This is a genomic window from Streptomyces sp. NPDC043870 (assembly GCF_056435785.1).
Genome location: NZ_JBWKDT010000005.1, coordinates 142,360 through 165,123 on the forward strand (window position 1 = coordinate 142,360; position 22,764 = coordinate 165,123).

Genomic DNA, 22,764 nt, shown 5'->3' on the forward strand with positions numbered 1-22,764 from the left:
GGGGGCACCCAATGACCGACAGCAGCCACGAGAATGTGCCGAGCAGGCAGCGCAAGCGCTTCACGGCCATCTCCTCCCGGGCGTACGAGCACCCCGCGGACCGCTCGGCGCTGGTCGCGCTGCGCAAGCTGACCGGTTTCGACACCGTCTTCAAGGCCCTCAGCGGGCTGCTGCCCGAGCGCAGCCTCAGGCTGCTCTTCCTCTCCGACTCCGTGCGGGTGAGCGACGCCCAGTTCACGCACCTCAACGTCATGCTGCGCGACGCCTGTTACATCCTGGACCTGGACAAGGTCCCGCCGATGTACGTCACGCAGGACCCGAAGCCGAATGCCATGTGCATCGGCATGGACGAGCCGATCATCGTGGTCACCACCGGCCTGGTGGAGCTGCTCGACGAGGAGGAGATGCGGGCGGTCGTCGGCCATGAGGTGGGGCATGCCCTCTCCGGCCACTCCGTCTACCGCACGATCCTGCTCTTCCTCACCAATCTCGCGCTGAAGGTCGCCTGGATCCCGCTCGGCAATGTCGCGATCATGGCGATCGTGACGGCGCTGCGGGAGTGGTTCCGCAAGTCGGAGCTCTCGGCGGACCGGGCCGGACTGCTGGTGGGTCAGGATCTGCAGGCGTCGATGCGCGGCCTGATGAAGATCGCCGGTGGCAATCACCTGCACGAGATGAATGTGGACGCGTTCCTGGAGCAGGCCGAGGAGTACGAGGCCGGAGGCGACCTGCGCGACTCCGTGCTGAAGATCCTCAATCTGCTGCCGCGCACGCACCCCTTCACCACGGTGCGCGCCGCCGAGCTGAAGAAGTGGGCCGAGAGCCGTGACTTCCAGCGGATCATGGACGGTCACTACCCGCGCCGTACGGAGGACAAGGACACCTCGGTCACGGACTCGTTCCGTGAGTCGGCCTCCCACTACGCGGACACGGTACGGACCAGCAAGGATCCGCTGATGAAGCTGGTCGGGGACATAGCCGGAGGTGCGGGCGACCTGGGCGGCCGGCTGCGCGACAAGTTCACGGGCAGCGCGAGCGGCGCGGGCCGCAGCGGCGGTAACGGCAGCCGTCCGGCGGATGGTGGCACCGGGACCGGGACCGGGACCGGCGGTCAGGACGAGGGCTGAGCGCTTGGGGCGAGCACGCCGCAGAGCGCGGCGGCGGCCCGGCCCGTCTCGTACGGGTCGGTGCCGGCTGGGCCCTCACTGGTGCCCCGCTGACCCGCCAGAAGCGGCTGCAGGGCGCCTGAGGCGTCGGCCGAGCAGGCCATGGGACCGGCCTGCACATAGCTGAAGAGCAGCTCGGCGCGGTGTGTGCGCAGGTCGTCGCGGTCGAAGCGGAAGTGCAGCTCGCGGCGGACCGTGAACAGGGAGGCGTCGTCGGCGTGCTGCCCGCCCTCTTCGGCGGTCGGATCCGAGCCCGAGCCCGCCGCGGCGGGGCGCAGGGCGTAGACGAAAGTGTGGTCCGAGGTCACTTCGAGGGCGTTGGGGCCTGCGTCGGTGACACGGAGCGTGCCCCGGACGCGCACCTCGGGGTCGGCCAGGGCCGTCTTCGCCGGGTCGAAGCGGACCAGCCAGCCGGTCAGCGCGTGCCTGCCGTCGTCCGCGGGGGCGGCCAGGGACCGGTCGAACTGGTCCAGCTGCTCCGGATCGAGCAGCACCCGTACGGGCCGCACCGCGTCCCCGGTGAGCACGTCGGGGTCGAGCGAAGACTCCACGAGGTAGTCCTTGGCGATGGTCAGCGCGGTCGTGACCTGGCTTTCCGAGAAGTTCTTGGTGCGGCGGGCGCCCGGGAAGGGGATGCCGGCGCCGCCGTTGCGGAACTGGGCGGCCGGACTGTGGGCGTACAGCTCGGCCGGCTCCCCGCCGGGCACGGGGTCCTTGGGCGCCAGGGGTATCACGGTGCTCCGCAGCGGCTGGGCGGGCTGGGCGGCCGGCGTCTGATACGGATGGCGGACGCCCATGTAGATGGCGGTGCCGAAGGCCAGGGCGATCAGCAGGAGCAGCACCAAGATCTGCTTCGACCCGGTCCACAGGATCCATCCGGGACGGCTTCTGACGGCCCTGGCGTGGTCGCCCATCCGTTCTTGCGCGGAGAACTCCTGAAGGCGGGCAGCGCGGACGAACGATTCGTCGAAGACGACGGACCGGTACTCGTCCTCACCTCCGCCGGGGAGCCCCTCGGGTGTCCCCTCAGGTGGGTCTCCACGCCCTGCCATACCTTCAGAGTAGGTCGGGAGGAGCACACGTAAACGCGCTGCCGCACGACAAGTTCTGACAAGCTCTCACGCGCTCCGTCAGGGGGTGCGCGGCGCTGCGGAGGCGGGAGGTGCGGAGTACTCGGCGGAGGCCGAGGGGCGGGTGACCCGTTCCGGGACGGAGCCCTTGGTGGGGGTGTCGACGCCCGTCGTGGCGGGTGGCGGGACACGGTCCTGGCGGTTGGCCGCGGCTCCCCGGTAGACGGCGGTGAAGGCGAGGGCGACCATGCCAATGCCCATCACCAGGGCGAGGACCCACGCGACGGGGCGGTGCCAGCGGGCGGCGCCGCGGTAGGGGCGCAGGGAGCCGCCGTGCGGTCCGTACGGGCCCAGGTCCCGGCCCGCGCGGCCGACGGGGTCGTAGTCGTCGTATCGACGCTCGCGGCCGTACTCGTCCGCGGGGCCATAGCCGTCGTCGTAGAGCTCGTCGTCGGCGGGGCCGGCGCCGGCCCGGGCGCGGGCGGCTTCGGCCTCGGCGCGGGCCTGGGCCGCAGCGAGCAGCCGCTCGACGGCCGTCGGTTCGTGGATCTCGGCGGCCCGTACGAAGTCCTCGTCGAACACCACGGAGGCGAAGTCCTCGTCCGCGCCTCCGCGGTCGTCGTCGGGCTCCCAGCCGTCCGGGAACGGCCTGCCCCCCACGTCGTCCGGCACGCCTTCAGGGTAGACCTGGGTGCGGGTTTTGGGCAGGGAGTGCGGTCAACTGCCCGCACTCCTTCGTCACCGGGTGTGACCGTCGCCCGTCACGATGTACTTCGTCGAGGTCAGCTCGGGAAGGCCCATGGGACCGCGGGCGTGCAGCTTCTGCGTGGAGATGCCGATCTCCGCGCCGAAACCGAACTGGCCGCCGTCGGTGAAACGGGTGGACGCGTTCACGGCGACCGTCGTCGAGTCGACCAGCTGGGTGAAGCGGCGGGCCGCGGCCTGGGAGGTGGTGACGATGGCCTCGGTGTGCCCGGAGGACCAGAGGCGGATGTGCTCGACGGCGCTGTCCAGTGAGTCGACGACGGCGGCGGCGATGTCGTACGAGAGATATTCGGTCTCCCAGTCCTCCGCCGTGGCGGGCACGACCTTGGCCTTGGAGCCTTCGGCGTAGGCCTGGGTGCGCTCGTCGGCGTGGACGGTGACACCGGCCTCGGCGAGGGCGTCCAGGGCGCGCGGGAGGAAGGCGTCGGCGATGTCCCGGTGCACGAGGAGGGTCTCGGCGGCGTTGCAGACGCTGGGGCGCTGGGCCTTGGAGTTGATGAGGATGGAGACGGCCATGTCGAGGTCGGCCTGGGCGTCGACGTACACATGGCAGTTGCCCGTGCCGGTCTCGATGACCGGGACCGTGGACTCCTCGACGACGGTGCGGATCAGGGAGGCACCGCCGCGCGGGATGAGGACGTCGACGAGGCCGCGGGCGCGCATCAGCTCGCGTACGGAGTCACGGCTCTCGCCGGGCACGAGCTGGATGGCGTCGGCGGGCAGGCCGGCCCCTCCGACGGCGTCGCGCAGGACCCTCACCAGGGCGGTGTTGGAGGAGTAGGCGGAGGAGGAGCCACGGAGCAGGACGGCGTTGCCGGACTTCAGACAGAGCGCGGCGGCGTCCACCGTGACGTTCGGCCGGGCCTCGTAGATGATCCCGACGACGCCGAGGGGGACGCGGACCTGACGCAGGTCGATCCCGTTGGGGAGGGTCGAGCCGCGGACGACCTCGCCGACCGGGTCGGGCAGGGCGGCGACGTCCCGGACGTCGGCGGCGATGGCCCGGACCCGCTCGGGGGTCAGGGTGAGCCGGTCGATGATCGCCTCGCTGGTGCCGGCCTCGCGGGCGCGGGCGATGTCCTCGGCGTTGGCCTCGACGATCTCGCTCGTACGGACCTCGAGGGCGTCGGCGATCGCCAGCAGGGCGTCGTCCTTGACCGCGCGCGGGAGCGGCGCGATCCCGGCGGCGGCCGCGCGGGCCCGGTAGGCGGCCTGTGCGACCGGGGTCATGTTGTCGTACGGCGAGAGCGAGGTCATGCCCGCAGGGTAATGCGCGGTCTGCGGGCATCCCGCACGTATTCCGTAGTACGAGACGGATCGGACCTCGGAGCGAGACCGGGGCCCGGTGCCTTCACGGCCTCCCCTGTCCTCACCACCGCTCCCGGCCCTCACCACCGCTCCCGGTCCTCACGCGCAACTCCCTGATTCCTCCCCCGGCGCTCCCCGGCCCTCCGGCCCGCTCGACCACCCCGGGCATCCAGCCCTCCGGCTCTCCCGGCCCTGCCCGACCGCCCGGGCATCCAGGGTCCAGGCGCCCGGGCGTCCAGGCGCCCGACCGCCCCGGGCTGCCCGGGCCGTCATCCGGACAGCCCAGGGCTGCCCGCCGGTCCGCGATGCTTCGTCAGAACGGGTGAACGCCGACGGGGGCGGCGGGTGGCGGGCCGTAGCCCTCGGCGATGCGCTGGTGGTACGTCTCGCGGTCGATGACCTCCAGGCCGACGATCTCCCACGGCGGCAGCTTGGCACTGGAGCGGTGCTCGCCCCATAGACGCAGTGCCACGGCCGCGGCATCGTGCAGGTCCCGGGCTTCTTCCCAGTAGCGGATCTCGGCGTGATCGTTGGCGTACCGGCTGGTCAGCAGGAAGGGGTGGTCGTGGGCGAGCTGTTCGAGTCCGCGCCTGACCTCCTTCAGCGGGGCTTCCACGCCAGAGACGCAGAGCGTGACGTGCCACAGCTTGGACACCACACGATCGCTGGCCTGCGGGTCCGCGTCCCGTCCGGGCTCCTGGCCCCGGCCCGTGCCGACGCCCTTGTCCTCGTCGACGCCGTCGACGCTGTCGAAACCGCCGGAACCGCCGGAACCGTCAACGTTGTCGGAATCGTCGAAGTCGGCCCCTGCTTCCACACTCGTCAGGGCACGCTGCTCCCCCGCGGCCCTGCGGGCCTGGGTGGTGCCCCGTGTCCCACGGGGCGCCGCCCCTGGGCGCGCTCGTCTCACCGGAGGCCTCCTGTTGATGCGTTGTGGTGCCGAACCCCGCCTTGTCCCCGTGACAAAGCCCCCTGACAAAGTTGACCAGCCCGGGACGGGACGTGGGGCGGTTTTGGTAAAGGTCCTTGCCAGAAGGCCGGACTTTCAGCCGTTTCAGGGGTGGCGTCAGGGGTGCAGGACGACGAGATCGTCTCTGTGTACGACCTCCCGCTCGTATGCGGGGCCGAGTTCCTTGGCGAGGTCCCGGGTGGAGCGGCCGAGCAGCTGCGGGATCTCCTTCGAGTCGAAGTTCACCAGGCCCCGGGCGACGGCCCGGCCGGTGGAGTCGCGAAGCTCCACCGGGTCGCCGGCGCTGAACTCGCCGTCGACCGAGGCGATTCCGGCGGGGAGCAGCGACTTCTTGCCCTCGACGACAGCCCGTACGGCTCCCTCGTCGAGGGTGAGCGACCCCTGCGGAGTGGAGGCATGGGCGAGCCACAGCAGCCGGTCGGCGGAGCGCCGGCCCGTGCGGCGGAAGTAGGTGCCGGTGTCGCGTCCGGCGAGCGCGTCGGCGACGCGGCTCGCGGAGGTGAGCACGACCGGTACGCCGGCGGCCGCGGCGATACGGGCCGCCTCGACCTTCGTGACCATGCCGCCGGTGCCGACGCCGGCCTTCCCGGCCGAGCCGATCTCCACGCCCGTCAGATCCTCCGGCCCGCGGACCTCCTCGATCCGGGAGGTGCCGGGCTTGCTGGGGTCCCCGTCGTACAGGCCGTCCACATCGGAGAGCAGGACCAGCAGGTCGGCCCGTACGAGATGGGCGACGAGGGCGGCGAGCCGGTCGTTGTCGCCGAAGCGGATCTCGTCCGTGGCGACGGTGTCGTTCTCGTTGACGACCGGGACGGCGCCCATGGCGAGCAGCTGGTCGAGGGTGCGGTAGGCGTTGCGGTAGTGGGCACGGCGGCTGGTGTCGTCGGAGGTGAGGAGCACTTGGCCGACGCGGACGCCGTAGCGGGCGAAGGAGGCGGTGTAGCGGGCGACGAGCAGGCCCTGGCCGACGCTGGCGGCGGCCTGCTGACGGGCCAGATCCTTGGGGCGGCGGGCCAGTCCGAGCGGTGCGAGCCCGGCGGCGATGGCACCGCTGGAGACCAGCACTATCTCTTTCTCGCCGCCGCTGCGGACCTTGGCCAGTACGTCGACGAGGGCGTCCACGCGGTCGGCGTCGAGGCCGCCCGAGGCCGTGGTGAGCGAGGACGAACCGACCTTGACGACGATCCTGCGTGCTTCCGTTACGTACTGCCTTGCCACTGTCACGTGGCGAATCTATGCCAGGGGCCGCCGTCGTCGCTCATCCATTTCATCCGCTGGACAAGCGCTTGGGGAGCACCGCCCGGCGCATCCTGGCCAGGGCGTGCCCGGCTCCCCGGCGCACCCGTCGTGCCGCTCGCCAGGCTCTCCGTGCGAGCCGTGCCTGCGGTTCGATGCGCTCACCGCCGATGCGCTCCGGCACGGTCACCTCGTACGCGGAGACGGGGATGCCCGCGTCCGGCTCGTGGAAGTGCGGATAGGCGAGATAGGCCCGGCCGCGTCGGCGCACCACCTGCGGCACGGTGCCCGCGCGGCTGAACGCCAGGACGTCCCGCAGCAGATCGGGGCGGTCCAGCGCGACGCAGGTGAGCCGCAGCCGTGCCTCGGCGCGGAGCCGGCGGGCCACCCCGGGTGTCCAGTACGCGGCCATGAGCGGGGCGGCCAGCTCCATCTTGTGCCGAAGGATCTCCTCCGACTGCCGTAGCACCACCGGCCCGAACTGCGGCAGCAGCGTGACCGTGAAGGGCCGCACCATCAGCTGATCGCGCCTCGCGCCCGGGCGTACGTGCGCGGCGATCAGCTTCATCAGCGCGCGGGCCGAGTCGAAACGCGGCTCGTATCCGCCCGTCTTCGTCAGGTGTTTGCCGTCCTCGCGGCCGACCAGGTAGTAGCACGTGTAGTCGGCGACGACGGAGACTCCGGCACCGCGCAGATACGCCTCCATCGTGAACAGCGCGTCCTCGCCGGTGCGCAGGGACTCGTCGAACCTCATGCCGTGCCGGACGAGCAGCTCGCGCCGGAAGAGTTTCTGCGCGCTGAGCGTGAACTTGACGTTGGAGGTGTAGATGTCGGCGCGCTCGACGGTCCGCGCCCACATCGACTTGGCGGCGTTGCGGTTGACGCCGACGACCTTGCCGAGCACGACGTCCGTGCCGGCCCGGTCGCCCATCGCGACCATCCGTTCCAGTGCTTCCTCGCCCAGGTGGTCGTCGGCGTCGAGGAAGAAGACGTAGCGGCCGCGGGCCATGGCCAGGCCGGTGTTGCGGGGGCCGCTGGGGCCACCGGAGTTGGGCTGGTGCACCACCCTCGTGGCCACCTTCGTGCGAGCCGCGAACTCCTCCAGGTACTCCCCCGTGCCGTCGGCGGAGCCGTCGTCGACAGCCACGATCTCCAGCCGGTCCGGGCCCAGCGTCTGGGCCTCGACCGATGCGAGGCACTTGATCAGATAAGGCATAGCCTCATAGGCGCCGATGATCACACTGACGTCGGGAGTCCGTGTGCCGGAAGACTCGGTGCCGGAAGGATCAGTGCCGGGACACTCTGAGCCGGGAGGCTCTGCACAGCTGTCGGACATTGGCACATGGTGCACAAAACGCGCATGTCAGCGGTGTGACGGCACGCGCAACGGCCCGTAAGTCCGCCCTGTCGGGGAGGCTTACGGGCCGTTCGGTTGACGTGGGTCAGCGGACCGCGGTGGCCGTCGCCTCCACGCCATTGCCTTCGGCGCCATTGCCTTCGGCGCCGTTGCCCTCCGTGTCGCCGCCCGCGCCACCCGCGCCGCCGGCGTCCGACTCGCGGTCGAGCTCACCGATCGTCTGAGCCCCGATCCGCTGCTCCACACGGGCGTTGCGCGCCTCGGCCTTGGCCACCAGCGCCCGTACCGCCGCGTCGAACTGCTCGATCGACGTGGGCTCGTCGGGTCCGATCAGATACTTCTTCAGCTCGTCCCGCCCGTCGGCAAGGGTGTCGGCAGCCGGGTCGGCCACGGCGGCCAGCAGCTGGTCGATCTCCTCGGCGCTGTTGGAAAGGATGACCGCGGCCCGTACCGCCGTGTTCTGCCGCTTGAATTCGTCGGTGCCGAGCTCCGCCGAGTCGGTGACGGCGTACGGCTTGCCGCTCGCGATGAAGTCGGAGACGACACTGGAGATGTCGGAGATCATGCCGTCGGACTCGTTGAAGCAGTCGTACAGCTTGGGCTCGGAGCCGGTGACGACCTTGTGCTCCCACCAGCCGAAGGAGCGCCAGTACGCGTCGTTCCACTCGGCCCGCAGCCGCTGGATCTCGGCGAGCCGCTGGGGGTCGGCGAGGGAGACCCGCGACTCCTCGGACTCGTCGCCGCCCGCGCGGCCGGGCTTGGAGAGCTCGGCCAGCCGGGCTTCGATACGGGTCAGCTCGGCGCGCGCGGCCGACTGCCCGGACTGCGCCGCGACGGCCTGCTCGGCCCAGCGGGGGTCGGTGGCACGCTCGGCGGCGGCCTTGCGCACCATCGCCATGATCCGCTCGTGGACGGCCAGGGCCTTCTTGTTGCGGATGCCGGTGAAGGGGTGCGGCTTGTAGATCACACGGACCGGCTGCTCTGCCTCCAGGAGCCGCCGGACGATGTTCTCGCCGGCGAGCAGCAGGGAGGTGTTGCCGGGGTTGTTGTCCCAGCCCTCCCAGGTGGGGGCGTACAGGATGGTCGGGATGGGGTTCTTCGGGATCCCCGTCCAGGTCTTGATGGGGGCCAGCTGGGGGCGGCCCACCTCGACGATGTCGTCGTCGAGGACACCGACGTCGGCGAGCGCGTACCGGTCGCGGCCGGCCCGTCCCGCCGTCCACACCTCGTCGTACACCTTGGAGAAGGGGTTGACGCTGGCGAGCTTGTCGCTGTCGCCGTGGCCGATGAAGACGTGCTTCATGGTCGGTACGCGCAGCATGTGGATGTTCTTGCCGACGTTGGCCGGGTACAGCGTCACCCGGACCGTGTCGAGCTTCATCGCCATCAGGTGCTGGCCGCCCGGGACGCAGAGCACGGGCACGGAGGTCTCGTTGAGCTTCGCGACGAGACTTCGCTCGCGCATGATGATGATCGGCCTGCCGTCGATCTGCTCCATCGTATCCAGCCACATGTTGACCTGGTACGCCGACTCGTCGGAGCCGGAGAAGTACAGGGCGACGGTGGGCTGGTACTCGCTCAGCCACTTCTGCACGGCCTTGAGCACGGCGGGCGCGGACGGCACACGGCGCTTGCGGCGCAGATACGGCACGAGCGCGGCGGTGTAGAGCAGGGCGAGGACGATGGTGACGGCGGTGCCGACGTAGCCGACGATGTTGCGGCCGGTGGCGGCCGCGATCACGACGCCCGCCATGGCGGGGATGTCGAGGTGCAGCATCTTCTCGCCGGAACGGCGCAGCAGGGCGCGCGGCGGGGCGTCGGGGATGCGTACGGCGTTGAGGTCGACGTTACGGGTGACGACCGGCATGGTCCGGCGCAGCCTGATCAGGGTGGTCAGCGCGCCGTGCGGCGCCTGAAGGCCGTAGAAGAGCAGGAAGCAGGCGACCGTCGCGTAGAACAGCGGCTGGTCCGCGAGGTTCTCGCGGGCGAGCAGCAGGATCAGCAGCAGCTGGCGGAGCAGGAAGCGGATCGGCAGACCGGCCCGGACCTTGTTCAGGCGGTTGACCAGATAGCTGCCGCGCTGGTGCAGATACCAGTCCGCGGCATAGGTCACGGCGGCCGCCGCAGCGAACATCCAGATGCTGGGGATCAGCGCGGCGATCATGACGCACGGATACCCCAGTCCCATCAGGACTGCCGCGGCCAGCTCTGACCGGCTGCCCACACGTGCCAGGCGAATGGCGGTCGAAATCACGTAGAACCTGCTCCAAAGGTGCCGGTTGATTCACGTTTAAGGAAATTGTGAAGACGGGCTTTCACGAACTCGGGCCCCTGTGTCGCGTATATGGCGACCAACAGAGGCCCGAACTGTCTCAGTGACGGGGAATTATTACACATCCTCTTGACGGTCAAGCACGGACGCCAGCGCCTGCTCGAATCCGCTGGCCTCGCTGGCCTCGCGGGTCGGGTCCTGCTGCCGTACATCGATGACATGGCCGGTCAGCTCGGAAAGCAGCACGTCCAGCGAGGTCCGGGCCACGGCCTCGGAGGACAGCAGCGAACCGGCCGGCTCCTGGCCGAACGCCTTGGTGCGCATCGGCGTGGCCGTACGCTCCGGGTTGACGCAATTCACACGGATTCCGTCGGCCGCCCATTCGTCGGAGAGGGCCTGGGTGAGATTCACCATGGCCGCCTTGGTGGACGAGTAAAGGCTGTATTCGGCGCGGCCGCGAGTGTAGCTGGAAGAGGTGTAGAGAAGCAGCTGCCCCTTGGTCTCCGCCAGATACTTGTACGAGGCGCGGGCAATCTGGACAGGTGCCAGGTAATTGACGTTCAGCGCTTCCTGAATGGTCACGTTGTCGGTCTCGGCGAGCTTGCCGATGCGCAGGACGCCCGCGGTGTTGATGACGTAGTCGATACGGCCGGTCTCGGCGTACGCCTTGGAGAGCGCGTCGTCCACGTGCTCCGGGTTCTCGACGTGGGTGCCGGTGGTGGAGCGGCCCAGGGCGTAGACCTTCGCGCCGTACTGCTCGGCGAGCGCGGCGATGTCAGCGCCGATGCCGTACGAGCCCCCGAAGACGACCAGGGTCCTGCCTGCCAGCAGCTCGCGGTAGGCGGCCTCGTCGGCCTGGCGCGGGGCGGCGGTGGAGGCCAGCTGGAAGAGCTTGTCGGCGATGAAGACGTCGACCGGCTGAGTGACCTTCATGTTGTACTCGTCGCCCGCGACGACGTAGATCGGCACGTCCGGCAGGTACTTGAGCACGACGCTGCAGTCGTCCGTGGCCTGGAAGTTGGGGTCCCCGGCGGCGATCTCGTACGCCCTGCGGATCGTGGAGAGCTTGAAGGCCTGCGGGGTCTGGCCGCGGCGGAGCCGGGAACGGTCCGGGACGTCGGTGATGAACTCGCCGTCCTCGCCATGGGTGCGGGTCACGATGATCGTGTCCGCGGAGGGGATGGCGACGTCCACGGCCTGGTAACGCTCGAGAGCGTCGACACAGTCCGCGATCACCCGCTGTGACAGAAGCGGACGCACCGCGTCATGGAAGAGGACATTGGCGTCCTCACCCTCCGCGAGGTCCTCACCGATGGCCCGGATCGCACGCTCGGTGGTCTCGTTGCGGGTCGCGCCGCCCTCGATCACCTTGGTGACCTTGGTGAGGCCGGCCTTCGCGATGATCTTCTCGACATCGGGCACGAATCCCGGCGCCATCAGCACAATCACGTCATCGATGGCTTCCGCCTGCTCGAAGATCGTCAGCGTGTGCTCGATGACGGCCTTGCCGGCGATCTTCAGCAGCTGCTTGGGGATCGCGAGCCCCACGCGCTGACCGGTACCACCGGCGAGCACGACTGCTGTGGTGCGGGGCTTGGCTTCCTGCGGCACGGACACAGACGAACCTCTACCTTGCGATGACTGGGGGTCGGTGTGATGGTCGCACTCTCCGTGACGGTCCCGCAAGGCAGGCAACGGGCGCTCCACACCCTGCCGAAACCGGGTGTTCACCCGCTGGCCAGGGGAATTTGAGAGGGCGGAACGGGACGAAGGGGTGACTGATACCACAGAGACGACCTGTGGCTCACAGTTACTTCATAGCTTTGTCGACGACGTTGAGTACAAGTTCGTTTCCGGCGCTGAAGAAGATCTTCACCGTTACCTCGTCACGTGGCCGGGAGCGCAACCGGTCCACCACAGCGCGCACATGCGCGAGCGGGCGCTTCTTCAGTAGATCCACGGAGGGATACGGATAGACCGTGCCCTTCTCGACCACGTCGTCGAGTACACGGCCGATCCTGACGGGTGCGGCGCCCGGCGCGTAGCGCAGCCAGAGGTCCCAGACGTCGTGGGCGGAGGCCTGGCCCGCGGCGGGGGCGGCGGTCGGGAGGGTGCAGCGGAAGCCGTCGGTACCCTCGCGGACACCGGGGAACTCCAGCTCGCCGGCGTCCTTACCACGGCGGCGCAGGAGAAGGACCGGATCACCGGTCGGCTGCGCTTCGCCCAGCAAACGCCCGGAAATGGTGATCTGCCGGTCGCCGATGTTGACGTCGCCCGACTCGGCGTGGACCGGGCGTACCCAGGAGCGCAGGCAGAGCGTGCCCTGCCGTACATAGGGGACGAGGGTGCGTACGGCTGTGCCGGGCCTGACGCGGGCGGCGGCCCGCATCGCTCCGCGCTGGTCGACAGCGCGGGTGGCGAGCGGGGTCCGGTCAGCGGCGGGCGAGGTCCGCTCGGCGGCGGGCTGCGGCTGGTCGGGGTCGTGCTGCCGCTCGGCGTGGCAGGTCCAGATGCCCTCGGCGAAGTCCTCGCCCGCGGGGACGGTGGCGCGGCCGCCTGCGTCGAAGGGGAAGACGCGGTCAGGGACGGCGGCGTTGGGATGCACGCACACGAGGACGGCGTCCTCTGTCCGCTCTCCGAGAAGGGTGACGGTGAGCGCACCGCTGTCTTCGGCGACGCAGTCCACGCGGAGGGTGTCCGGGGCCGAGTCCGAATCCGGGAGCGTGTCCGAGTCCACGTCGGAGAGCGAATCCACGTCCGAGAGCGAGTCCGAGTCGTCCGGGGGTGACCCGGCGCGCACGGCGGGGCCGCCCGCCGAGGTGGCGGCCTGGGCACGGGAGCCCGCGCCGAGCTCCGCGAACAGCTCCTCGTACTGCTTCGCGACCGGGCCCGGGTCGAAGCGGCGGGCATGGGACCGGGCGGCGGCTCCCATCCGGTGACGCAGCGGCTCGTCGTCGATGAGCCGCAGCAGCGCGGCGGCGATGGCGTCGGTGTCGCCGACGGGGACGAGCAGTCCGTCCACCCCGTCCGCGATGATCTCGCGGGGACCGTAGTCGCAGTCGGTGCTGACGACCGGCAGTCCGCACCGCATGGCCTCGACGAGCGTCATGCCGAAGGACTCGTGGCGCGAGGTGGACACGGCTATCGCGCCCTTCGCCCACTCCGGTTCGATCGGCGATCGGGGGCCCATGAGATGGACGCTGTTGTAGAGGCCGAGTTCGTCGATGCGTCGGCGGAGACGGTCCTTCTGCTTGCCCCAGCCGCAGATGCGCAGGGTCCACTCCGGGCGTACGGCGACGACCTTGCCGAACGCCTCGATCAGTACGTCGTACTGCTTCTCCGAGGCGAGCCGCCCGGCCGCGACGACGGTCGTCCCGCTGAGGTCGGAGGGGGCGACCACGGGCTCGGGCACGCTGTTCGGGATGGCCAGCACCTGGGTGTCCGGCAGCGGCATCCGCTCCCTCCACACCGCCGCGTCGCCCTCCGAGACGGTGACGAACGCGTCGAGCGCGGCGAGGTGTTCGCGCAGTTCGGCGCGCAGCTCGGGCTTGTGGTGGTTGTGCGTCATGTGCTCCTGGCCGATGAGCACGGAGCGTTCCGGGGCGAACTGGGCGACGTACGCGACGAGCCCCGGCCTGGTCCCGATGATCACGTCGGCGTCGGAGCCGGCGTAGTGCTCCCGCACCCGCTCGTCGGTGAGCTTGCTGTACTCCGTGAAACGCGCCTCATGGGCCGGGAAGCGCTCGGCGGGTCGCAGCGCGAGCGGATGCTTCTGCTCGTTCCCCGGAGAGGACGGCCGGGTGTCGACGAGCGGTACGACCTTGATGCGGGGGTCGATCGCGAAGAGCGGCTCGTCCCGGTGCCGGAAGACGGAGACGATCTCCACCTCATGCCGTCCGGCGAGCTCCTCCGCGAGATTGAGCGTGGTGCGGATGGTGCCGCCGATGCCGTAGATGGTGTGGATGAGGAAGGAGACCTTCATCAACGCTCCGTTCAGTGCCAGCCGGGGCAAAGTGCCCTGCCCCCGCGTACAAGACGGTGATCGGGGACGGCAGGTTGTTCCACCTCACGGATCTGAACGGATCGGATTTGTCCGCTCACGGGCCGCCCTTCCCGGGGCGGGCGAATTGGGGCGGGCGAAGTGGGGCGCTGCCCCAGACCGCTCCTCGAACGCCAAAGGGGCTCCGGTGGAGCCCCTTTGGCGTTCGAGGGCCTGTCAGGGCCTGAGGCCTAGAACGGGTCGAAGTCGTCGAACTCGCGCTGCGCCTCGTCGCGTTCCGCCTCGCGGTCCTTGCGGCGCTGGGCCGCGGGGCGCGGGGCCTCGAGGCGGTGGTCCTCGCCGCGGCGGCCGAGCATCTCCGCGCCGGCCATCATCGTGGGCTCCCAGTCGAAGACGACCGCGTTGTCCTCGGGGCCGATCGCCACGCCGTCGCCCGCGCGGGCGCCCGCCTTCATCAACTGTTCCTCGACACCGAGGCGGTTGAGGCGGTCCGCCAGGTAGCCGACGGCCTCGTCGTTGTTGAAGTCGGTCTGGCGCACCCAGCGCTCCGGCTTCTCGCCGCGCACGCGGAAGAGGCCGTCCTCCTCCTGCGTGACCGTGAAGCCCGCGTCGTCGACCGCCTTCGGGCGGATGACGATCCGGGTCGCCTCCTCCTTCGGCTTGGCCGCGCGCGCCTTCGCCACGATGTCGGCCAGTGCGAAGGACAGCTCCTTCAGGCCGGTACGCGCGACCGCCGACACCTCGAAGACGTGGTAGCCGCGCTCCTCCAGGTCCGGGCGGATCATGTCCGCGAGGTCCTGGCCGTCCGGGATGTCGATCTTGTTGAGGACGACGATCCGGGGACGGTCGTCGAGACCGCCGTACTGCTTCAGCTCCTCCTCGATGACATCGAGGTCGGAGGCGGGGTCCCGGTCGGACTCCAGCGTCGCCGTGTCCAGCACGTGCACCAGCACCGAGCAGCGCTCGACATGGCGCAGGAACTCCAGGCCGAGGCCGCGGCCCTGGCTGGCGCCCGGGATCAGGCCCGGCACGTCCGCGATCGTGTAGACGGTCGAGCCGGCCGTGACCACGCCCAGGTTCGGTACGAGCGTCGTGAAGGGGTAGTCCGCGATCTTCGGCTTGGCCGCGGACAGCACCGAGATCAGCGAGGACTTGCCCGCGCTCGGGTAGCCGACCAGCGCCACGTCCGCGACGGTCTTCAGCTCCAGGACGATGTCGCCGGCGCGACCGGGCTCGCCGAGCAGCGCGAAGCCCGGCGCCTTGCGGCGGGCCGACGCCAGTGCCGCGTTGCCGAGGCCGCCGCGGCCGCCGTCGGCGGCTACGTACGTCGTGCCCTGCCCGACCAGGTCGGCCAGCACATTGCCCTGCTTGTCGAGGACGACCGTGCCGTCCGGGACGGGCAGCACGAGGTCCTGGCCGTCCTTGCCGGAGCGGTTGCCGCCCTCGCCGGGCTTGCCGTTGGTGGCCTTGCGGTGCGGCGAGTGGTGGTACTCGAGCAGGGTCGTGACCGACTGGTCGACGGTGAGGATGACGTCACCGCCACGACCGCCGTTCCCGCCGTCGGGCCCGCCGAGCGGCTTGAACTTCTCCCGATGCACGGAGGCGCAGCCGTGGCCTCCGTTACCCGCGGCGACATGCAGCTCGACGCGGTCCACGAAGGTGGTCATGGATGTGCCTCCAGAAAATTACGTACGGAAATGTCTCTTCAGTAACACGCGAAAGGCGGACCCGCTTCCCGTACGTCCGTACGAGAAGTGAGGTCCGCCCTCGCGAAGAACTGTTCTACGGGGCCTGGATCAGGCGACCGGAACGATGTTCACGACCTTGCGGCCACGGTGGGTACCGAACTCCACCGCACCGGCCTGCAGCGCGAACAGCGTGTCGTCGCCGCCACGGCCGACGCCGGCGCCCGGGTGGAAGTGCGTGCCACGCTGACGGACCAGGATCTCACCCGCGTTGACGACCTGACCGCCGAAGCGCTTCACGCCGAGCCGCTGAGCGTTGGAGTCGCGACCGTTCCGGGTGGACGATGCGCCCTTCTTGTGTGCCATCTCTCCTCAGTCCCTTACTTCGCAGCCGTGGGGATCGCCGTGACCTTGATCGCCGTGTACTGCTGGCGGTGGCCCTGACGACGGCGGTAGCCGGTCTTGTTCTTGTAGCGCAGGATGTCGATCTTGGCGCCCTTGTGGTGGTCCACGATCTCGGCCTGGACCTTGATCCCGGCCAGCACCCACGGGTCGCTGGTCACGGCGTCGCCGTCGACAACGAGCAGGGTCGAGAGCTCGACCGTGTCGCCAACCTTGGCAGTGGAAATCTTGTCAACCTCAACGATGTCGCCGACAGCAACCTTGTGCTGGCGACCACCGCTGCGCACGATGGCGTACACGCGGATCTCTCTCTCGCTCGGAACGGGAACCTCTGATGCCAGCCGTCCGCACAGGCCACGGGCCTGCGACTCTCCACACGGGATGAACGGCCTCTCCGGCCGAGCCGGAGGGAGGTGCTCAGAAGCTGGCGCGCATGGAAACACGCCGACGGTCAAGGTTACGGGGCGGGCCGCAGGGGGTCAAACCAGGCCGGGGCCGAACCAAGCAGATCCCTGGTGGAAGCATGCCCCTGGTTGTTGAATGTGCGCTCGTGCCCCTGCGCTCCTTCATCACCATGCCGCGTCTGCTCCGGCACGGCTCCGCCATCGGCGCTGACCTTCCGCCGGACGAGGCGGTTCTCCTCGACGACCGTCCCGCAGCGCTGCGCGCCGCCGTCGCCGCGGCCGTCGCCGGTGACCACGGGCCCGCGCGGGAGCTGCTCGCCACGACCCGGCTCGGAGCCGAGTGGGAACGGCGCAGCCACTACGTCGGCGAGCTCGCCGAGTCCGCGCTGCACAATCCGGGCTGGCTGGACGCCTGGCTCGCCGTGGCGCCGGAGGACCCGGACGCGATGCTGGTCAAGGCCAACCTCTGTATCGACCGGGCCTGGGCGATACGGTCCGCGGCCCGCGCCGAACAGGTGTCGCGCGATCAGTTCCGGGCGTTCTTCGCCCTTCTCGAGGACGCCGTACCGGTGATCGGCGCGGCCGCCGAGCTCAACCCCGACGACCCGGTGCCCTGGCGGATCGCCCTCACCCACGCCATGGGCATCCAGGCGCCACGCGATCTCTTCGACGCGTACTGGGCCGAGGCCACGGCTCGCGCCCCGCACCACTACGGCTGCCACGCCGCCGCGCTCCAGTACCTGTGCGCGAAGTGGCACGGCTCGCACGAGGAGATGTTCGCCTTCGCCGAGCGGGCCGCCGCGGAGGCTCTGCCCGGCTCGAAGCTGCACGCCCTGCCGCTGGCCGCCGCCATCGAGTACGACGTCGTGGCCGGCGCCGGCGACGACGGGCCGGTGGACCGCTCCCGGATCACGGCCGCGGTGGACCGTGCGCGGGAGCTGTCGTCCTTCTATGCGCCGGGCGACCCGGAGGCAGCCGGATTCCGCAACGAGCTGGCCCTGATGCTGATCCTGACCAAGCGGTTCGAGGAGGCGCTGGACGTCTTCCGGGCGATCGGGGTGCAGGCCCGCTCGTATCCCTGGCTCTACTTCGGAGAACCGCGCCAGGAATTCCTGGACTTCCGCACGGGAGTACGGATGCAGATCGCGAGCCGTACGCCGTTCTTCTCCAGGCCGCCGAAGTCCATGACGGGCTCGGCGGCCTGGAGCCCCTCCGGAACCGCCGGAACTGAAGGACCCGCCGGACCCGGTGTGCATCTGCTGGCGATAGCCGCCGCCCTGCCGTCGAAGGTCGCTGAGGCAGCCCTCATGTGCGGGGTGCCGCTGCGCATCGCCCCGGCGGGCGACTCCGCGAGCTTTGTGGCGCTCGCCCCCGACGAGTCACCGGGCAGGCGGGCCGCGCTGATCGGCGGCGGGGACCGGCTGACCGGGGCCGCGGACACCTTCACCACCGGCGAGAAGTGGCCCACGCTGGTGCTGCGCCGGATCGGCGACCGTGCCGGGTTCACCCTGCTCCACAAGGGCAAGGAAATCGCCGCGCACGCCTGGGACCCGGCGGCCCCGGTCGGCGACCACACCACCGCGGCCGCCACCGCGAGCGCACTCGCCCGGGTCTACGGCCTCCCCGACCCGCGCCCGCTCACCAGCCTGCTGCGCTCCTCGGACGCCCCCGCCCGCCGCCAGGCGGAGCTCGTCGCCGCCCTCGGCCTCCCGCCGCTCCCGGACGGCTTCGGCGAGCGGCCCGATGTCCTCGAGGACGTGCCGGGCGCCCGGGTGCTGGAGCGGCGCGGTCTCCTCGCAGGCATGCGGGACACGATGGCGGAGGACCCGGACCGCCTCCTCGCGCCCTCCCCGGGCGAGTGCCCGCCCCCGCGACGGAAGCGCTGGTGGCTGCTGCGGACCCTGGGCGTCCTGTTCTTCGGCTCGGCCGCGATCCACTCCTGGTGGTCCCCGGACATCGGGGTGCTCCGCTCGGTGCTGGTGTCCCTGCTGACCCTGGTCTTCGCAGGCCAGCTCGTGCAGGCCCGGCGGGAGCGCCGCCATCGTTGAGACCGGCCCCGTATGCTCACGAGCGAAGCCAGACACCGGAAGGCAGAGAAGTGAACTACAGGGTCCAGCCCACCGCCCAGGTCGACGAGACCGCCGAGATCGGCGCCGGCAGCAGTGTGTGGGAGCTCGCGCAGATCCGCGAAGGCGCCCGCCTCGGTGAGGGCTGCGTGATCGGCCGTGGTGCGTATGTCGGTACGGGCGTGCAGATGGGCGACAACTGCAAGCTGCAGAACTACGCGCTGGTCTACGAGCCGGCCGAACTCGGTGACGGTGTGTTCATCGGTCCTGCCGTGGTCCTCACCAACGACCACAACCCGCGCTCCGTGGACCCCGAGGGCAAGCAGAAGCGCGGCGGCGACTGGGAGGCCGTCGGTGTGAAGATCGCCGACGGCGCCTCGATCGGCGCGCGCTCGGTGTGCGTCGCGCCGGTCCGTATCGGCCGCTGGGCGATGGTCGCCGCGGGCGCGGTCGTCACCAAGGACGTCCCGGACTTCGCCCTCGTCGTCGGCGTTCCCGCCCGGCAGATCGGCTGGGTCGGCCGGTCCGGCGTCCGCCTGACCGAGCGCGAGGGCGAGCCGGGCGTGTGGGAGTGCCCGCAGACCGGCTCCGTGTACGAGGAGAAGGACGGCGTGCTGACGGAGCGCGCCGCCTAGGCCCTGTCCGGGCGATCTTCGAGGAACAGGCCGCGGCGTCCGGTCTCAGCCGCAGTGGGCGACGTCGTCAGCCGCGTCGGCCCCACAGGACGCGGCAGGACGACGCGCCACGCCGCGCCACGCCGCAGCGCGTCAACCCCGTGATGGCCGGGAGGCCGACTCAGGCATCCGATCGAGTCGGCCGTCCCGGTTGCCGCGTGTCTGTCATGAATTGCCCCCTGGCCCGCCCTAGGATCCCCAGCCATCGTTGGTCTTCCTTGGGGGGCTCAGGCATGGCTGATGGAAGCCGCTCCGCGCTGGATCGCAGACGCTTCATCCACCTCGCGAGCAGCACCGCGCTCGGCACGGCGATCAGCACAGCGATCGGCGCGGCCCTGGTCGGCACGGACGGCAGCACGGCGCTGGCCGCCGACGCCGGCCCGGGCACGCCCGCCGCGCCGGGCCTGCAGGGCAGGCGTGCCGTGGCGCCCCCACTGCCACCTCTTCCGGACCAGCCCGCCGACGGCGTGATCAGCGCGCCCGACCGGCCGGTCCACGTCCCCCGCACCCGTAGCACCCCTGTCGCCGAGGCCGTACGGAACGACATGCCCACAACGCTGCCGTTCACGTTCCACACCTCCGGCTACACGGCGCTGCCGGACCTGCCGGAACACCTGCGCCCCTGGCGCGACCGGCCCACGACCTGGGCCAGGATCACCCCGGACACCGAGCACACCTACCTGGACCCCGCCGGCGTGATCATGTACCGCCCGAGCAGGGCCGCGGCCGGGTACAACCAGCCGGTCACCCAGATCCAGTTCGGACTCGGCTGCGTCTCCGGGTACCGCACCGAGAAGGACCCCGCCCGCAAGGCGCTCTTCCTCAAGCGCGCGAAGGCCCAGGCGCAGCGCCTGATCGACACCCGGGTGGAGGCACGCGGCGCGTGGTACTTCCCGTACCCGTTCGACTTCACGCACCGCTCCCACAGCGGCATCTCCTACCGGGCACCGTGGTACTCCGGGATGGCGCAGGGCGAGGCGATCAGCCTCTTCATCCAGCTGTCCCGGCTCGACGGTGTGACCGCGGCGGAGCGCAGCCTCTACCGGGCAGCCGCCGACGGCGCGTTCGCCTCCCTGCTGCGCGGCGACGACGGCAGTCCATGGGTGGTGAACCGCGACAGCGCGGGCTATCTGTGGATCCAGGAGTACCCCGTCGCCGCTCCCGGTACGTCGGACTGCACGTACAACGGCATGATCTTCGCCATGCTCGGGCTCTGGGACTACGTCCAGGCGACGGGGAACGCCCAGGCGGCCCGGCTGTACGACGGCGCGTGCACGACCATGGACCACTACTTCCCGACGCTGCGCAACCGGCGCTGGGCCTCGTACTACTGCCACACCCACCGGATCCCGACGCCGTCGTACCACCAGCACCACATCAATCTGTACCGGCAGCTGCACTGGCAGACGGGCAACCCCCGCTTCGCCCACATGACCGACCTGCTGACCGACGACTTCCCCTCCGGGTTCCTGCCCGCGAGCTCCCCCGTCGCGTTCGCCGCGGGTGCGCACACCCTGTACCGGTACGACACCGACGCGGACGGCGACTACGTCGCCTCGAAGGCCGACGCCGAGCTCGCCCGCAGGACCGTGACCTTCTCCCGGTCCACTCAGGTGCCGGCGAACCGGCGCCGGCGCATCAAGGGCCGCGGAGTGGCGTACCGGATCGCCGCGGGCGCCTACGAAGGCTGGTGGGCCGGCGAGGCGTACCCGAAAGCCTTCCTGCTCGGCGAGTACCTGCCCACCGTCTACCGGCCCGAGCGAACGCTGACCCTCCCCGCGAACCGCGCGGTGACCTGCTTCCGCCTCGGCACGGGCAGAAGGGCCGGCAGCACGCGGACTGTGACATTCGCCAAACCGTCCACCGCGCCCTTCGACCGCCGGTCGCTGGTCAACGGCAGGGCGATGTGCCGGATCGCGGCCGGGGGCCTGGCGGGCTACTGGGTGCCCGCGTCGGACGTCCTCACCGACGGCCGCTGAAGCGCCGGTTGCCTCGCACCCGGGGCCGTCCGCCTGCGCGGAGGGCCCCGGGTGACCCGTTTTCGGCCGAAGTACGCAGACGGTTCACGAAATCGTTATGCGGTCGCCGTGTGGCTGGCACGGGCGTCCTGACCATTGCCTGCATACGGCCGCCCACCCGGTGCGGCCTCATGACCCGGGCCAGGTCAGTGCGCGGATTGCCTACCATTGCGAGCGGTGTGAGACCGTGACACGCCTGCCATCGCCCTGACCAAGAAGAAGAGTGCTCAGTGAAAGTCATCAGCATCGTCGGAGCCCGTCCTCAATTGGTGAAGCTCGCCCCCATCGCGGCGGCGTTCGCGGAGACCGAGCACGAGCACTTCATCGTGCACACCGGGCAGCACTACGACGCAGACCTCTCCGACGTCTTCTTCGACGGCCTCGGCATCCCCGACCCCGACGTGCACCTCGGTGTCGGCTCCGGCAGCCACGGTGTGCAGACGGGCTCCGTGCTCTCCGCCCTGGACCCGGTCCTGGAGCGCGAGAAGCCGGACTGGGTGCTCGTGTACGGCGACACGAACTCCACCATCGCCGGTGCGCTCTCGGCCGTGAAGATGCACCTGCCGGTGGCGCACCTGGAGGCGGGCCTGCGCTCCTTCAACCGGCGGATGCCGGAGGAGCACAACCGCGTCCTCACCGACCACTGCGCCGATCTGCTGCTGGCCCCGACCGAGGAGGCCATGCGCCACCTCGCGAGCGAGGGCCTCGCCGACCGCGCCGAGCTCGCCGGTGACGTCATGGTCGACATCTGTCTGCGGATCCGGGACGCCGTGCGGGCCGGGGAGCACGCCGCGCCGGCGCTGCCCGAGGGCATCGACCCGTCGCAGCCGTTCCTGCTGGCGACGCTGCACCGCCCGGACAACACGGACGACCCCGAGCGGCTCTCCGCCATCATCGAGTCGATGGCCAAGCTGCCGGTGCCGGTGGCGCTGCTGGCCCACCCCCGCCTGGTCGCGCGTGCCGAGGCGCACGGCATCAACCTGGCGCAGGGCAATGTGCACGTCGGCCGCCCGCTGCCGTACGCGGGTCTGGTCGCCGCCGTGCTGGCCTCCACCGGCGTGGTCACGGACTCCGGCGGTCTGCAGAAGGAGGCGTTCCTGCTGGAGCGCATCTGCACCACGGTCCGCCCCGAGACCGAATGGGTGGAAACCGTCGACACCGGCTGGAACGTCCTTGTTCCCGACCCGCACACCCTCTCCCCCGAGGAGTGGGCCGCGACGGTCACCCGTGCCGTGCCGACCGCCGACCCCGGCACCCCGTACGGCGACGGCCGGGCCGCTCAGAACGTTGTCCGGATCATGGAAGAGTGGAAGGGGGGCAGCCGGCACGCGTGACGGATCACCGGGCCCGGTGCCGCCCGCCCCTGCAAGG

General features: G+C 70.5%; 17 protein-coding genes. 5 read left to right on the plus strand and 12 right to left on the minus strand.

From position 1 onward, the window contains the following. The first annotated feature begins 11 nt into the window (after positions 1–11). Positions 12–1,127, plus strand: a complete 1,116-nt coding sequence (locus tag AC0699_RS08940) for a M48 family metallopeptidase (protein ID WP_478657478.1) — start codon at positions 12–14, stop codon at positions 1,125–1,127. On the opposite strand, the gene AC0699_RS08945 is transcribed toward AC0699_RS08940, so the two are convergent. From AC0699_RS08945 to rplU, 12 genes are all read right to left on the minus strand, one after another. Continuing rightward, positions 1,112–2,218, minus strand: coding sequence for an SCO2583 family membrane protein (locus AC0699_RS08945; RefSeq protein ID WP_478657480.1), 1,107 nt, complete (start codon positions 2,216–2,218; stop codon positions 1,112–1,114). The genes AC0699_RS08940 and AC0699_RS08945 overlap by 16 nt on opposite strands. Positions 2,219–2,296: 78 nt before the next feature. Beyond that, a complete protein-coding gene (locus tag AC0699_RS08950) occupies positions 2,297–2,908 on the minus strand; it encodes an SCO2584 family spore wall biosynthesis protein (protein WP_478657482.1) in 612 nt (203 codons plus the stop codon). A gap of 66 nt (positions 2,909–2,974) precedes the next feature. Next, positions 2,975–4,258 (minus strand): glutamate-5-semialdehyde dehydrogenase, encoded by a 1,284-nt coding sequence (locus tag AC0699_RS08955; RefSeq protein WP_478657485.1) that lies wholly within the window; start codon positions 4,256–4,258, stop codon positions 2,975–2,977. A gap of 364 nt (positions 4,259–4,622) precedes the next feature. Beyond that, positions 4,623–5,219 (minus strand): hypothetical protein, encoded by a 597-nt coding sequence (locus AC0699_RS08960; protein ID WP_478657487.1) that lies wholly within the window; start codon positions 5,217–5,219, stop codon positions 4,623–4,625. A 156-nt stretch (positions 5,220–5,375) separates the two neighbouring features. Continuing rightward, positions 5,376–6,503, minus strand: a complete 1,128-nt coding sequence (proB, locus tag AC0699_RS08965; protein ID WP_478657489.1) for a glutamate 5-kinase — start codon at positions 6,501–6,503, stop codon at positions 5,376–5,378. 43 nt (positions 6,504–6,546) lie between these two features. Next, positions 6,547–7,731 (minus strand): glycosyltransferase family 2 protein, encoded by a 1,185-nt coding sequence (locus tag AC0699_RS08970; RefSeq protein ID WP_478657491.1) that lies wholly within the window; start codon positions 7,729–7,731, stop codon positions 6,547–6,549. A 226-nt stretch (positions 7,732–7,957) separates the two neighbouring features. Next, positions 7,958–10,126, minus strand: coding sequence for a hypothetical protein (locus tag AC0699_RS08975; protein ID WP_478657493.1), 2,169 nt, complete (start codon positions 10,124–10,126; stop codon positions 7,958–7,960). 135 nt (positions 10,127–10,261) lie between these two features. After that, positions 10,262–11,761 (minus strand): D-ribitol-5-phosphate cytidylyltransferase, encoded by a 1,500-nt coding sequence (locus AC0699_RS08980; protein WP_478657495.1) that lies wholly within the window; start codon positions 11,759–11,761, stop codon positions 10,262–10,264. 193 nt (positions 11,762–11,954) lie between these two features. Further along, on the minus strand, positions 11,955–14,126 hold the full coding sequence (locus AC0699_RS08985; protein WP_478657497.1) for a glycosyltransferase family 4 protein: 2,172 nt from the start codon (positions 14,124–14,126) through the stop codon (positions 11,955–11,957). Positions 14,127–14,374: 248 nt separating this feature from the next. Then, positions 14,375–15,811 (minus strand): GTPase ObgE, encoded by a 1,437-nt coding sequence (gene obgE / locus AC0699_RS08990; protein WP_478657499.1) that lies wholly within the window; start codon positions 15,809–15,811, stop codon positions 14,375–14,377. A gap of 129 nt (positions 15,812–15,940) precedes the next feature. After that, positions 15,941–16,195, minus strand: a complete 255-nt coding sequence (rpmA, locus tag AC0699_RS08995) for a 50S ribosomal protein L27 (protein ID WP_023550764.1) — start codon at positions 16,193–16,195, stop codon at positions 15,941–15,943. Between the two features lie 14 nt (positions 16,196–16,209). Beyond that, positions 16,210–16,530, minus strand: coding sequence for a 50S ribosomal protein L21 (gene rplU / locus AC0699_RS09000; protein ID WP_317432731.1), 321 nt, complete (start codon positions 16,528–16,530; stop codon positions 16,210–16,212). 224 nt (positions 16,531–16,754) lie between these two features. Between rplU and AC0699_RS09005 the strand changes: the two genes are divergently transcribed. The 4 genes from AC0699_RS09005 to wecB all read left to right on the plus strand — a co-directional run bounded on the left by AC0699_RS09005 (position 16,755) and on the right by wecB (position 22,727). Further along, positions 16,755–18,683 carry a hypothetical protein gene (locus AC0699_RS09005; RefSeq protein ID WP_478657502.1) on the plus strand — a complete coding sequence of 643 codons (1,929 nt, stop codon included), beginning with the start codon at positions 16,755–16,757 and terminating at the stop codon, positions 18,681–18,683. Between the two features lie 50 nt (positions 18,684–18,733). Further along, on the plus strand, positions 18,734–19,336 hold the full coding sequence (locus AC0699_RS09010) for an acyltransferase (RefSeq protein ID WP_469772748.1): 603 nt from the start codon (positions 18,734–18,736) through the stop codon (positions 19,334–19,336). Between the two features lie 272 nt (positions 19,337–19,608). Next, entirely contained in the window at positions 19,609–21,354 is a 1,746-nt protein-coding gene (locus tag AC0699_RS09015; protein ID WP_478657505.1) for a D-glucuronyl C5-epimerase family protein, read from the plus strand. A 269-nt stretch (positions 21,355–21,623) separates the two neighbouring features. Beyond that, positions 21,624–22,727, plus strand: coding sequence for a non-hydrolyzing UDP-N-acetylglucosamine 2-epimerase (wecB, locus tag AC0699_RS09020; RefSeq protein ID WP_453664463.1), 1,104 nt, complete (start codon positions 21,624–21,626; stop codon positions 22,725–22,727). Positions 22,728–22,764: the final 37 nt, after the last annotated feature.